Annotated in this window: 13 protein-coding genes; 9 read left to right on the forward strand and 4 right to left on the reverse strand. The window is 72.4% G+C overall.

Annotation, left to right across the window (positions count from 1 at the left end; translation table 11 throughout):
- The first annotated feature begins 22 nt into the window (after nucleotides 1-22).
- The 5 genes from ACFVFH_RS23670 (at nucleotide 23) to ACFVFH_RS23690 (ending at nucleotide 5,128) form a co-directional block, all read left to right on the forward strand.
- Complete coding sequence (locus ACFVFH_RS23670; RefSeq protein WP_383771998.1) at nucleotides 23-1,618, forward strand: ABC transporter substrate-binding protein; 1,596 nt, start codon at nucleotides 23-25, stop codon at nucleotides 1,616-1,618.
- Between the two features lie 23 nt (nucleotides 1,619-1,641).
- The gene (locus ACFVFH_RS23675) at nucleotides 1,642-2,607 is read left to right on the forward strand and encodes an ABC transporter permease (protein ID WP_383772120.1); all 966 of its coding nucleotides are present in this window, start codon (nucleotides 1,642-1,644) and stop codon (nucleotides 2,605-2,607) included.
- A complete protein-coding gene (locus ACFVFH_RS23680) occupies nucleotides 2,600-3,454 on the forward strand; it encodes an ABC transporter permease (RefSeq protein WP_383772000.1) in 855 nt (284 codons plus the stop codon). The genes ACFVFH_RS23675 and ACFVFH_RS23680 overlap by 8 nt, the downstream gene beginning before the upstream one ends.
- A gap of 62 nt (nucleotides 3,455-3,516) precedes the next feature.
- On the forward strand, nucleotides 3,517-4,434 hold the full coding sequence (locus tag ACFVFH_RS23685) for an ABC transporter ATP-binding protein (protein ID WP_383772122.1): 918 nt from the start codon (nucleotides 3,517-3,519) through the stop codon (nucleotides 4,432-4,434).
- On the forward strand, nucleotides 4,427-5,128 hold the full coding sequence (locus ACFVFH_RS23690; protein ID WP_383772002.1) for an ABC transporter ATP-binding protein: 702 nt from the start codon (nucleotides 4,427-4,429) through the stop codon (nucleotides 5,126-5,128). Before ACFVFH_RS23685 ends, ACFVFH_RS23690 begins: the two co-directional genes overlap by 8 nt.
- A 27-nt stretch (nucleotides 5,129-5,155) precedes the next feature.
- Here ACFVFH_RS23690 and ACFVFH_RS23695 read toward each other — a convergent pair whose 3' ends face one another.
- Complete coding sequence (locus tag ACFVFH_RS23695; protein ID WP_383772004.1) at nucleotides 5,156-5,896, reverse strand: class I SAM-dependent DNA methyltransferase; 741 nt, start codon at nucleotides 5,894-5,896, stop codon at nucleotides 5,156-5,158.
- A gap of 390 nt (nucleotides 5,897-6,286) precedes the next feature.
- On the opposite strand from ACFVFH_RS23695, the gene ACFVFH_RS23700 reads away from it, so the two are divergent.
- Nucleotides 6,287-7,183 carry a phosphatidylinositol-specific phospholipase C/glycerophosphodiester phosphodiesterase family protein gene (locus ACFVFH_RS23700; protein ID WP_383772006.1) on the forward strand — a complete coding sequence of 299 codons (897 nt, stop codon included), beginning with the start codon at nucleotides 6,287-6,289 and terminating at the stop codon, nucleotides 7,181-7,183.
- A 133-nt stretch (nucleotides 7,184-7,316) separates the two neighbouring features.
- Nucleotides 7,317-7,511 (forward strand): hypothetical protein, encoded by a 195-nt coding sequence (locus tag ACFVFH_RS23705; protein WP_383772008.1) that lies wholly within the window; start codon nucleotides 7,317-7,319, stop codon nucleotides 7,509-7,511.
- Between the two features lie 48 nt (nucleotides 7,512-7,559).
- Here ACFVFH_RS23705 and ACFVFH_RS23710 read toward each other — a convergent pair whose 3' ends face one another.
- Genes ACFVFH_RS23710 through ACFVFH_RS23720 form a run of 3 tightly spaced genes read right to left on the reverse strand, consistent with a single transcriptional unit; the run spans nucleotide 7,560 to nucleotide 10,236 of the window.
- A complete protein-coding gene (locus ACFVFH_RS23710; RefSeq protein ID WP_383772010.1) occupies nucleotides 7,560-7,931 on the reverse strand; it encodes a DUF779 domain-containing protein in 372 nt (123 codons plus the stop codon).
- The gene (locus ACFVFH_RS23715; protein ID WP_383772011.1) at nucleotides 7,928-8,641 is read right to left on the reverse strand and encodes a response regulator; all 714 of its coding nucleotides are present in this window, start codon (nucleotides 8,639-8,641) and stop codon (nucleotides 7,928-7,930) included. Before ACFVFH_RS23715 ends, ACFVFH_RS23710 begins: the two co-directional genes overlap by 4 nt.
- Entirely contained in the window at nucleotides 8,638-10,236 is a 1,599-nt protein-coding gene (locus ACFVFH_RS23720; protein WP_383772013.1) for an ATP-binding protein, read from the reverse strand. The genes ACFVFH_RS23715 and ACFVFH_RS23720 overlap by 4 nt, the downstream gene beginning before the upstream one ends.
- A gap of 218 nt (nucleotides 10,237-10,454) precedes the next feature.
- Here ACFVFH_RS23720 and ACFVFH_RS23725 point away from each other — a divergent pair, with 218 nt between their 5' ends.
- Both ACFVFH_RS23725 and ACFVFH_RS23730 read left to right on the forward strand, forming a co-directional pair.
- A complete protein-coding gene (locus ACFVFH_RS23725) occupies nucleotides 10,455-11,270 on the forward strand; it encodes an ABC transporter ATP-binding protein (RefSeq protein ID WP_383772015.1) in 816 nt (271 codons plus the stop codon).
- Complete coding sequence (locus tag ACFVFH_RS23730) at nucleotides 11,260-12,123, forward strand: ABC transporter permease (RefSeq protein WP_383772017.1); 864 nt, start codon at nucleotides 11,260-11,262, stop codon at nucleotides 12,121-12,123. Before ACFVFH_RS23725 ends, ACFVFH_RS23730 begins: the two co-directional genes overlap by 11 nt.
- The last annotated feature ends 4 nt before the right edge of the window (nucleotides 12,124-12,127 follow it).

Raw genomic sequence — 12,127 nt, forward strand, 5'->3', positions numbered from 1 at the left:
TCAGTAAGGGGATGTGCGGAATATGACGGCCCGATCGATACGGGGAGCGGCCGCCGCGACAGTGGCGGCCGTACTGGCGTCGACCGCGGCGGCCTGTTCGCAACCGGGCGGCCCGTCCGGCGGCTCCGGGCCGGGCGCGCGGGACTCCGCGGTGGTCGGCATCGCCTACGAGCCCGACAGCCTCAGCCCGCTGCTCGGCTACGGCAAGGACGGCAACTCCAAGATCTTCGACGGGCTGCTGGCCCTCGACGCGGACATGAAGCTGCGGCCCGCCCTCGCCACCGCCCTGCCCGAGGTGAGCGACGGCGGACTGACGTACACCTACCGGCTCCGCAAGGGCGTCGAGTTCAGCGACGGCGAGCCCTTCGGCGCGAAGGACGTGGTCTTCACCTACCGGACCATCCTCGACAAGAAGACCAACAACGCCTCCCGCACCGAACTCGACGCGGTGAAGAGCATCGAGGCCCACGGCGACGACACCGTCGTCTTCCACCTGAAGTACCCCTACGCGCCGTTCGCCCAGCGCACCGTCCTGCCCATCGCCCCCGAACACATCGCGGGCAAGCAGGACGTCAACACCGGAGACTTCACCACCCGGCCCACGGGCACCGGACCCTATCTGCTCACCCGGTGGTCCAAGGGCGAGAAGCTCAGCTTCAGGGCCAACCCGCACTACTGGGGCGGCGTGCCGAAGGTGAAGAAGTTCACCATGGCGATCATCAAGGACGACGACGTGCGCGCCACCCGGCTGCGCTCCGGGGAACTCGACGGCGCGATCCTGCCGCCCAACCTGGCCAAGGGTTTCACCGACGGCACCCGGACGTACGCCGCCACCACGTACGACTACCGCACCGTGACCCTGCCCACCCACAACCCGGTCGCGGGCGACATCGCCGTGCGGCGCGCCCTCGACGTCGCCGTCGACCGCAAGGCCATGGTCGACTCGATCCTCAACGGCGAGGGCCGCCCCGCCTACGGGCCCGTCCCCACCGACAGCGAGTGGTTCGCCCGGGGCACCGAGCGCACCCATGATCTCGCCGCCGCACGGAAGATCCTCGACGACGCCGGATGGAAGCCCGGCAAGGACGGCATCCGCAGCAGGAACGGCGTACGCGCCGCCTTCCCGCTCTGGTACCTCACCGGCGACAAGCTGCGCCAGGACCACGCGCTCGCCTACGCCTCCGATGCCAGGAAGGCGGGCATCGACATCACCACCGAGGCGGGCACCTGGGAGGTCATCGAGCCCCGGATGAAGCAGGACGCGGTCCTCGCGGGCGGCGGATCGCCCGCCGACCCCGACTTCGACCAGTACACCCTGCTGAAGTCCTCGCTCGCGGGCGACGGCTTCAACAACATGGCGTGGTACGACAACAAGGCCGTGGACCGGGCCCTGGAAGCCGGGCGACGCAGCGGTGACACCGCCGCGCGCAAGGCCGCCTACGACACCGTCCAGCGCGAACTGATGAAGAACCCCGGCTACACCTTCCTCACCCACATCGACCACCTCTACGTCGTGAAGGACCGCTTCGGCCCCCTCACCACCCAGGTCGAACCGCACGACCACGGACTGGCGTCCGGCCCGTGGTGGAACGTCGAGGACTGGACGCCGAAGAAGTGAACCACCGCCTCCCCTGGGGGCCGATGGGCAGGATGGCGGGACGGCGGGCGCTGCTCGCCGTCCCCGTCCTGGCCGCCGTGACGTTCGGGGTCTTCGCCGTCGCCGCCGCCTCCCCCTTCGACCCCGTCAAGGCGTACGCGGGCACCGCCGGGCTCACCGCCTCGCAGGAGAACCTCGACCAGCTGCGGGCCAACCTCGGCGTCGACCGGCCGCTGGTGACCCGCTGGTGGGACTGGCTGAGCTCCGCGCTCGGCGGCGACCTCGGCGACTCCGCCGTGATGCGCCAGCCGGTCGCCGACGTCATCGGTGAACGCCTGGGCTGGTCCGTGCTGCTCGCCACCGCCGCCTTCGCCGTCGCGGTACTCCTCGGCACGGGCCTCGGCGTGCTGGCCGCCCGCAGGCCCGGCCGCCTGCTCGACCGGTGCGTCGGCTCCGCCGCGTACATCCTCGAAGCCGCCCCGGCCTTCTGGCTCGGGCTGCTCGCCATCTGGTTCTTCGCGCTGGAACTCGGCCTGCTCCCGGCCGGCGGTCTCACCGACGCGGCCAGCGACACCGTCACCTTCGGGCAGGTCGCCGGACATCTGGTGCTCCCCGCGGCCGTGCTCGGGATCTCCCAGCTGCCGTGGTTCTTCCTCTACGTGCGCCAGGGCGTCGCCGACGCGCTCGTCGAGGACCCGGTGCGCGGTGCGCGCGCCCGCGGGCTGAGCGAACGCACCGTACTGCTCGGCCACGCCCTGCGCTCCGGAATGCTGCCGGTGCTCACTCTCATCGGCTCCCGCGTCCCCGAACTCATCACCGGTGCCCTGCTCGTCGAGACGGTCTTCAGCTGGCCCGGCATCGCCGCCGCCACCGTGCAGGCCGCCACCTCCGTCGACTTCCCGCTGCTGGCCGCGCTCACGGTGCTGGCCACCGTGGCGGTCGTCCTCGGCAACCTCCTCTCCGACCTGCTGTACGCGCTCGCCGACCCGAGAGTGGGCTTCGATGGCTGAACCCGACCTCGGAACCGCGCGCACCACCCGCCGTGTCCGGGTGGCCGTGTCCGCCGGGATCGTCGCCGCGGTGCTGCTCGCGGTGGTGCTCGTGCCACCGCTGGTCCAGCTCGACCAGCAGGCCGTCGACCTCGCGGCCAGGCTCCGGCCGCCGTCCTGGCAGCACCCGTTCGGCACCGACGACGTCGGACGCGATCTGCTGCTGCGCTGCGTCTACGGGCTCCGCGTCTCGCTCCTCGTCGGTGTCGTCGCGGGGCTCACCGCGACCGTCATCGGGACCGCTGTCGGCGCGCTCGCCGCGGCCTTCGGCGGCTGGACCGACCGCGTCGTCATGCGGCTCGTGGACACCTTCTCCTCCGTGCCCCATCTGCTGCTCGGCATCTTCATCGTCGCCATGTTCCGGCCCGGTGCCGGCCCGGTGATCGTCTCCGTCGCGCTCACCCACTGGCTCTCGACGGCCAGGATCGTCCGCTCCGAAGTGCTGTCGCTGCGCTCGCGCCCGTTCATCGACGCGGCGATCTCCGGTGGCGCCTCACGCGGGCGGGTCGTCGTCCGGCATCTGCTGCCCGCCGTGTTGCCGCAGGCCGGCCTGGCCGCCGTGCTGATGGTGCCGCACGCCATGTGGCACGAGTCCGCGCTCTCCTTCCTGGGGCTCGGGCTGCCCACCCACCAGGCGAGCCTGGGCAATCTCGTACAGACGGCGCGGGGTTCGCTGCTCGCCGGGGACTGGTGGCCGACGCTCTTCCCCGGCCTGTTCCTGGTCGTACCGACCCTCGCGCTGGCGGGCCTCGCCGGTGCCTGGCGCGAGCGGATCAACCCGCGCCGCCGATCGGAGCTGATGCTGTGAAGACCGCCCCGGGGCCCACGGCCCCGGTCCTCTCCGTCCGCGGACTCTCCGTGGCCTTCCGGATGCCCGGCGGGCGGCAGGTCGCCGCAGTCTCCGAGGCGCGCTTCGACCTCGCGGCGGGGGAGTGCCTGGCCCTGGTCGGCGAGAGCGGCTGCGGCAAGTCCGTGCTGGCCTCGGCGCTGCTGGGACTGCTGCCGGGCAACGCGCGGACCTCGGGCTCGGCGCTGCTCGACGACGGCACCGACCTCCTCACCGCCGGTGAGCGCAGGCTCGCCCGCACGGTGCGGGGGCGCCGTGTCGGACTCGTACCGCAGAGCCCCGCCGCACACCTCACCCCCGTCCGCACCGTCCGGGCCCAGCTGGAGGAGACCGTCCGCGAACTGACCGGCGTCCGCGGCTCCGCCCTGCGCCCCGCCGCCGAACGGGCCGCGGCCCGCGCCTCGTTCCCGGCCGGGCACCTCGACCGCTACCCCCACGAGCTGTCCGGCGGCCTCGCCCAGCGGGCCGCGACCGCGCTCGCCCTGATCGGCGACGCACCGCTGCTCCTCGCGGACGAGCCCACCACCGGACTCGACCGCGAGCTGGTCGAGCGCACCGTCGACGAACTGCGCCGCCACACCGACGGCGGACGGGCGCTGCTGATCATCACCCACGACCTCGCGGCGGCCGAACGCATCGCCGACCGGGTCGCCGTGATGTACGCGGGCCGCATCGTCGAACTCGCCGACGCCGAGCGGTTCTTCGGACCGACCGGACCGCGCCACCCGTACGCGCGCGGCCTCCTCGACGCGCTGCCGGAGCGCTCCTTCGTCGCGGTCCCCGGAATGCCGCCCGAGCTCGGGGCACTGCCCGAGGGGTGCGCCTTCGCGGCCCGCTGCGACCGCGCCGACGAACAGTGTTCCGTACCGCCCCCGTTCGACGGCCGGCTCGCCTGCCACCACGGTGTCACGGCGGCCGGGGAGGAGTCCGCCCGTGCTTGAACTCACCCGTGTCACCGCCGGATACGACCGGCGCGAGCCCGTCGTCCGCGACGTCTCGCTGAGCCTCGCGCCGGGGGAGTCCCTCGGGCTGCTGGGCCCGAGCGGCTGCGGCAAGTCCACCCTGGCCAGGGTCGCGGCCCTGCTGCACCGCCCGTACGCGGGCACGGTCGTGCTCGACGGGGAACCGGTACGCGGCTGGCGCCACGGGGCCCCGCGAGCACAGCGCACCGCCGTCGGCGTCGTCTTCCAGCAGCCCAGACTCTCCGCGGACCCCCGCCTGAGGCTGCGCGAGCTCATCGCCCAGCCGTTGCGGGCGACCGGCCGCCGCGCGGAGGTGGCCGACCGGGTGGCGGCGCTGGCACCCGCCGTCGGTCTCACGCCCGAGCTGCTGGACCGGCGTCCGCACGAGGTGAGCGACGGCCAGTTGCAGCGCGCCTGTCTGGCGAGGGCGCTGGTGCTGCGGCCGCGCTGGCTGATCTGCGACGAGATGACCGCGATGCTCGACGCGTCGACGACCGCCGCTCTGGTGGCGGTCGTCGAGTCCTACCGCAGGGAGTCCGGGGCCGGTCTGCTGGCCGTCGGTCACGACCGGGTGCTGCTGGAGCGCTGGTGCGACCGTACGGTCGGCTGGCCGGACCGCTCCGCGCCGCGAGGGACCCCGGGGCGGATCGGCCGGGAGGCCCCGAGGGCCTGACCCTCGTGGCCGTGGGGCCGCCCTGCCTCAGACCGGCTTGCGCCACACGGAGACGTGCTTCGTGGAGTCCTGGGTGAACGGCGAGCCGTCCCAGTCCCCGACACGCCGCTCCAGTCCGAGCCCGGCGATCCGCGCCATCAGATCGAGTTCGGCGGGCCAGGCGTACCGGTGCCTGGAGTCACCGCGCCGGTAGCGGCCGTCCTCGCCGTCGGCGGAGAAGTGGTGCGAGACGAGCATCTGCTCCGTCAGGTCGAAGGTGTCGAAGCCGAGATGCCGCTCGGAGATGTCGAACGGCACCGCGACCTGGCCGGGCGGCAGGAACCGCAGCGGCGGTACGCCCAGCTCGATCACGAAGCGGCCGCCGGGACGCAGATGGCGTGCGGCGTTGCGGAAGCACTCGACCTGCTCGTCCTGGGTGAGCAGGTTCGTGATCGTGTTGTAGACGAGATAGACCAGGGCGAACTCGCCGTCGACGACGGTGGTGGCCATGTCCCCGATGGTGACCGGGAGTCCGGCCTCGTCGATCTTGCGCCGGAGCACCGCCGCCATGTGCTCGGACAGCTCGATCCCCACCACCGGCACACCGCGTTCCCGGAGCGGGACGCCCACGCGGCCGGTCCCGATGGCGAACTCCAGTGCCCGGCCGTCTCCGGCGAGCGGGGCGAGGAAGTCGAGGGTCGGGCCGAGCACGGCGGCCGAGGACATCTCGGTCTCCCCGGCGTCGTAGCGTTCGGCGGTCGCGCGGGTCCACATCTCACTACTGGTCACGGACGGGCACTCTGCCGGGCGCCGAGGGGCCCTGTCGACACATTTACGGGCGGGGCCGCCCCGGGAACGAACCCCGGAACCGCGAAGGTCCGGACGGATACCGGCGTCACCATCATGGACAGGTCCATGATCAGCGGGCCACCGGACAAGGAGCGGGACACGCACGGAGCACGCGCCACCGTCGTGGTGCTGATCCTCGCCCTGGCGGCCGGACCGGTCCCGGCGGCGCCAACCAGCGCCGGGTTCTCCTGTCCTGACCGGGGAACGGCAGTCGACGGGCGGACGACGACCGGATCAACTCTTCTGCGGCGCCCGCCCGTTGCCCCGGCACCCGTCGCATACTCGGTCGCGTCCTTCCGTCCGGTCCCTCACTCGCTCCGGGGAGAACCCATGGCATTCCCGACCCGCCGCAACGTCGTCACCACCGCGCTCGCCACCGCCGCCGCGGGCGCGCTCCTGTCCCCGCGCACGGCCGCCGCGTCCGAGCGCCCCGCCACGTCCCCGGCCCACCACCACCCGCGGCCGCTGCGCAGGGCCCACGCGCACAACGACTACCTGCACACGCGCCCCCTGTACGACGCGCTCGGGCACGGCTTCACCAGCGTCGAGGCCGACATCTTCCTGGTGGACGGAGAACTGCTGGTCGCCCACGAGGCCACCGACCTCGACCCCGCCCGGACCCTCGCCTCGCTCTACCTCGACCCGCTGCTGGCCAGGGTCGAGGCCAACCACGGCACGGTCCACCCCGGCCACCACGAGCCCGTCCAGCTGCTGATCGACATCAAGACGGACGGAGCCGCCGCCTACCTCGCACTCGACGGGCAGCTGCGGCGCTACCGGCGGATGCTGACGTCCTGCCACCGCGGCCGGGTGCGGCCCGGCGCCGTCACCCCGGTCATCTCCGGCGACCGCGCCGCCCGAGCCCCGATGGAGGCGCAGCACACCCGGTACGCCTTCTACGACGGCCGCCCCGAGGACCTCGGAACCGCGTCCCCCGCCTCGTTCGCCCCGCTCATCAGCAGCAGCTGGAGCGACGACTTCAGCTGGCTGGGCGCGGGCCCGTTCCCGGCCGACGAGCGGAACAGGCTGCGCGCACGCGTCGCCGCCGCCCACCGCGAGGGCCGGCGCGTGCGCTTCTGGGCCACGCCGGACGCGCCGGGGCCGGAGCGGGACGCCGTCTGGACGGAGCTGCTGGCCGCCGGGGTCGACCACCTCAACACCGATGACCTGGCGGGTCTCGAACGCTTCCTGCGCACCCACGACCGGGCCGCCCGCCTCCGCGACTGACCGGACGCACCGCCCCTGGCGTGACAGCCAGTCAACACCCGGATGGCGGACACGCCAGTGCGCCGGACGGCTCCTCCGCTGCGCCACACTGGCCGCCGAATGCCGCATTCCGGCGCGGCGGAGGAGGTTGGTCATGGCCATTTCGATCTCACTGGTGTTGCTTCTGCTGATCCTGGCGGTGATCTTCCTCCGCAACGGAGGACTGAAGCTCTCGCACGCGCTGGTCTGCGCGATGCTCGGGTTCTTCCTCGCGGGCACCAGCATGGCGCCGACCATCCAGGACGGCCTGGCCGCCACGGCCGGCGTCGTCAGCAGTCTCAACCCCTGACCCGGCGCGGGACGCGGGCCCGCCGCGTCCTGCGTCCCGGGCGACGGATCAGCCCCCGTCCGGGCCGGCCAGCCGCGAACGGATCAGGAACCGCACCCCTTCCGGGGCCTCCAGCGAGAATCCGCTGCCCCGCCCCTCCACCACGTCGACGATCAGCCGGGTGTGCGCCCACACCTCGAACTGGCTGCGCGACATCCAGAACGGGATGGGCTCCGCCACCCCGGCCACGTCGAGCGAGGCCACCAGCACGTCGGAACCACCGGTACGGAACTCACCGTCCTGGTAGCACATCGGCGCGCTGCCGTCGCAGCAGCCGCCCGACTGGTGGAACATCAGCGGGCCGTGGACGGCGCGGAGCCGGCGCAGCAGCTCGGCGGCGGCGGGGGTGAGCTCCACCGGCGGCACCCGCGACCCGCTCATCGCAGCGGCTCCGTACGGAGACCGGCCCAGGCGTAGCGGTGCTCGGGGCGGCCCGTGTCGCCGTACTTGAGGCTGAGACTGATACGGCCCGCGCCCTCCAGGTACTTGAGATAGCGCTGGGCGGTGGAGCGGCTGAGGCCCGACCGGGCGGCCACGTCGTGTGCCGAAAGCGGCTCGTCGGCCGCCGACAGGACATGGCGGATGACGTCCGCGGTGGGCGCGGAATGCCCCTTGGGCAGTCCGGTCGCCGGTCCCGACTCCGCGGTGCGCAGGGCCCCGAAGATCTGGTCGACCTGCTCCTGCCCGGCCTCGCCCCGGCCGCCGCCCACGCCTTCGAGGGTCCGGCGCAGCGCCGCGTAGCTCTCCAGCTTGGCCCGCAGACCGCTGAAGCTGAACGGCTTGACCAGGTACTGCAACGCCCCGTACCGCATGGCGGTACGGACGGTCGACACATCGCGGGCCGCGGTCACCATGATCACATCGGCCGGATGGCCGAGCTGGCGCAGTCGCCGTACCAGCGCCAGGCCCGTCTCGTCCGGCAGATAGTGATCGAGGAGGACCAGGTCGACAGGGCCGCGCTCCAGGAAGGACAGCGCCTGCGCGGCGGTGTGCGCACGGGAGACGACCCGGAAGCCGGGCACCTTGGCCACGTACGCGGCATTGATCTCGGCGACCCGGAAATCGTCGTCCACCACCAGGACATCGATCATCGCGACTCTCCCACTTCTGTCAGCGACCGGACGGTGAGTGCCTCGGGCAGCACGACGGTGAAGACCGCGCCGCCGCCGCCCCGGGCCGTGACGCGGGCCGCGCCACCGTAGCGCTCGGCGAGCCGGCGCACCAGGGCCAGGCCCAGGCCGCGTCCCCGGTGTGCGGGGGACTCCTTGGTGGACCAGCCCTCGGTGAAGATCCGCTCGCGCATCGCCGGAGGCACTCCGGGGCCGTTGTCACTGACCCGCAGGACCGCCGTACCGCCCTCGGCGAGCAGCTCCACCTCGATGAGCGTGGCCACGTCCAGCGCGTTGTCGATGAGATTGCCGAGGACGGTGACCAGATCGCGCGGGTCGACCACCACGTCCGGCAGCCGGGTGTTCGGTGAGAGGCGCAGCGAGGCGCCCCGCTCCGCCGCGATGGCCGACTTGCCCACCAGCAGCGCCGACAGCAGCGGATCGCTGACCCGCTCCGCGACCTGCTCCGCCGAGGCCCGGTGACCGCTGGTCACCTCCTCCACGAACTCCACCGCGGCCTCGTGCCTGCCGAGCTCCAGCAGCCCGAGAAGGGTGTGCAGCCGGTTGGCGTGCTCGTGGTCCTGGGCGCGCAGCGCGTCCAGCAGCCCATGGGTGGAGTCCAGCTCACGGCCCAACAGCTCCAGCTCGGTGCGGTCGCGCAGGGTCACCACGGCCCCGCCGTCACCGGTGGGCATGCGGTTGGCGATCAGGACCCGGCCCCGGCAGACCGTGAGCAGATCGGCGCCGGCGACCCGCCCCGTCAGCACCTCGGCCGTACGGCCCGGCGGCAGCACCTCGCCCAGCGCCCGCCCCACGGCGTCCTGGTCCAGCTCCAGCAGGCGCCGCGCCTCGTCGTTGAGCAGCCGGATCCGGCCCCGCGCGTCGAGGGCGAGCACCGCCTCGCGGATGCTGCGCAGCATGGCCTCGCGCTCGCCCAGCAACGCGGAGATGTCGGCGAAGGCGATTCCGTGCGTGCTGCGCTGGAGCCGCCGCGAGACGGCCAGGGCGGCCAGCACGCCCACCGCGAGCGCCGCGCCGGAGTAGAGCAGCAGACCGGGGATGGTCCCGAGCAGCCGGTCGTGGACGCTGTCGTAGGCGATGCCCACCGACACCGCGCCCACGATGCTCCGGTCCCGGTCGCGGAGCGGGACCTTCGCCCGCGCCGACCTGCCCAGGGTGCCGTCGTCGATCTGCATGATCTCCCGGCCGCCCAGGGCCGTGCTGGGATCGGTCGACACATGCCTGCCGATCTGGGCGATGTCGGTGTGCGACCAGCGCACCCCGCGGGTGTCCATGACGACGATGTACAGCGCCCCGGTGGCCCGCCGGATACGCTCCGCCTCGGCCTGCACCGGGCCGCCGGGACTGGGCCGGGTGCTCCTGAGATCGCGTACCAGACCGGGTTCGGCCGCGGCGGTCTGGGCGATGGACAGGGCCTGGTGCATCGCCTGGTTGTCGAGCTGATGGCTGAGCGGGGCGAGGAAGAGCCCCGTGACCAGCATGATCACGCCGGTGGTGAGGGCCACCTGGGTGAGCAGCACCTGGGCGAAGACACGGCGGGGCCAGTGAATGCGCATGTGCTCGCCCTCTGCCTTCCGCCCGCCAGGAACATGATGCTCCGTTTCGTCCTCGTGTGAACGCAACGTAAACGCCGTGCCCGCCGATGGCCAGTCCTCGTATCGCATTCGTTGCCGGAGCGCGGGCAGAACGAGCAGAACCCCGCGTTATGAGCAGAACCGGGAGTTGTGGGCGCAAGGGTGCCCGGGTCCCCGGGGCGCCCCTAGCGTCCCGCTCCATGAACAGCGAAACGAGCCCCGCCATCGAGCTGCGGGGGGCGAGCAAAGCGTTCCGGACTCCGTCGGGGGCGCTCCACACCGCCGTACGGGATCTGGACCTCACGGTCGGGCGCGGTGAGTTCGTCGCCGTGGTCGGCCCCACCGGATGCGGCAAGTCGACCACGCTGACCCTGGTCAGCGGATTGGAGGAACCCACCGAGGGAGAGGTCCTGGTCGGCGGGGAGCCGGTGCGCGGGATCGGTGACAAGGTGGGCTTCGTCTTCCAGCAGGACGCGGTCTTCCCCTGGCGCACCGTGCTGTCCAATGTGATGGCGGGCCCCCGCTTCCGCGGTGTGCCGAGGCCCGAGGCGAAGGAGCGGGCCCGGGAGTGGCTCGCCAGGGTCGGTCTCTCCTCCTTCGAGGACCGCTACCCCCACCAGCTCTCCGGCGGCCAGCGCAAGCGCGTCGCGCTCGCGGCCACGTTCGTCAACGACCCCGAGATCCTGCTGATGGACGAGCCGTTCTCCGCGCTCGACGTGCAGACCAGGGCCCTGATGTCGGACGAACTGCTGGAGCTGTGGGCCGGCACGGGCGCCTCCGTCGTCTTCGTCACCCATGACCTGGAGGAGTCCATCGCCCTGGCCGACAAGGTCGTGGTCATGACCGCCGGACCGGCCACGGTGAAGGAGGTCTTCGAGATCGGTCTGCCCCGCCCCCGGAAGGTGGAACAGGTGCGGCTGGAGCCCCGGTTCGTCGAGATCTACCGGGAGATCTGGTCCTCGCTCGGCGAAGAGGTCCGCATCACCCGCGAGAGGGGTGCCCTCGATGTCGCCTGACACCCTCACCGCGAAGACGGCCCGTCCCGGGACGGAACGGACCCGGGCCCGAGCGAAAGCCGCCAGGAACCGCAGATACCTGGTCACCGGAAGCCGGATCGCGGTGCTGCTCGCCGTCATCGGGCTCTGGGAGTGGCTGGCCCGTACGGCCGTCATCGACCCGTTCAACTTCTCCATGCCGTCCAAGATCTGGGAGCAGATCCGTACCTGGGTCGTCGACGGAACCGCCCAGGGCTCCCTCTGGGAGCAGATCTGGTACACGCTCTACGAAGCCCTGCTCGGCTGGGTCATCGGTGTGATCGCCGGTGTGCTGCTCGGGATCGCGCTGGGCCGGGTCCGGTTCGCCGCCGATGTCCTCGGGCCGTACATCAAGGTGCTCAACGCGCTGCCCCGGATCGTGCTCGCGCCGATCTTCCTCATCTGGTTCGGTCTCGGCCCGGCGTCCAAGGTGGCCTCCGCGGTCGTCCTGGTGTTCTTCCCCGTCTTCTTCAACGCCTTCCAGGGCGCCCGCGAGGTCGACCGCGATCTCGTCGCCAACTCCCGCATCCTGGGCGCCAGCAACCGCCAGGTCACCCTCCAGGTGGTGATCCCCTCCGCCACGTCCTGGATCTTCACCAGCCTGCACGTGAGCTTCGGCTTCGCGCTCATCGGCGCGATCGTCGGTGAGTACATCGGTGCCACCAAGGGACTCGGACTGCTGGTCGCCGCCTCCCAGGGCACGTTCAACGCCGCCGGTGTCTATGCCGCGATGGTCATCCTCGCGATCGTCGCGCTGCTGGCCGAGGGCCTGCTGACCTTCCTGGAGAAGCGGCTCTTCCGCTGGAAACCGGCCGACGCCGACACCGCCCGCTGACGCC

Origin of the sequence: Streptomyces sp. NPDC057697 (genome assembly GCF_042799335.1) — a bacterium.
Classification (GTDB): Bacteria; Actinomycetota; Actinomycetes; order Streptomycetales; family Streptomycetaceae; genus Streptomyces.

Coding starts and splice junctions, on each gene's coding strand:
- ACFVFH_RS23730 (WP_383772017.1), top strand. CDS start 11,260: ATGTCGCCTGACACCCTCACCGCGAAGACGGCCCGTCCCGGGACGGAA.
- ACFVFH_RS23700 (WP_383772006.1), top strand. CDS start 6,287: ATGGCATTCCCGACCCGCCGCAACGTCGTCACCACCGCGCTCGCCACC.
- ACFVFH_RS23670 (WP_383771998.1), top strand. CDS start 23: ATGACGGCCCGATCGATACGGGGAGCGGCCGCCGCGACAGTGGCGGCC.
- ACFVFH_RS23710 (WP_383772010.1), bottom strand. CDS start 7,931: ATGAGCGGGTCGCGGGTGCCGCCGGTGGAGCTCACCCCCGCCGCCGCC.
- ACFVFH_RS23715 (WP_383772011.1), bottom strand. CDS start 8,641: ATGATCGATGTCCTGGTGGTGGACGACGATTTCCGGGTCGCCGAGATC.
- ACFVFH_RS23675 (WP_383772120.1), top strand. CDS start 1,642: ATGGGCAGGATGGCGGGACGGCGGGCGCTGCTCGCCGTCCCCGTCCTG.
- ACFVFH_RS23725 (WP_383772015.1), top strand. CDS start 10,455: ATGAACAGCGAAACGAGCCCCGCCATCGAGCTGCGGGGGGCGAGCAAA.
- ACFVFH_RS23705 (WP_383772008.1), top strand. CDS start 7,317: ATGGCCATTTCGATCTCACTGGTGTTGCTTCTGCTGATCCTGGCGGTG.
- ACFVFH_RS23685 (WP_383772122.1), top strand. CDS start 3,517: ATGCCCGGCGGGCGGCAGGTCGCCGCAGTCTCCGAGGCGCGCTTCGAC.
- ACFVFH_RS23680 (WP_383772000.1), top strand. CDS start 2,600: ATGGCTGAACCCGACCTCGGAACCGCGCGCACCACCCGCCGTGTCCGG.
- ACFVFH_RS23720 (WP_383772013.1), bottom strand. CDS start 10,236: ATGCGCATTCACTGGCCCCGCCGTGTCTTCGCCCAGGTGCTGCTCACC.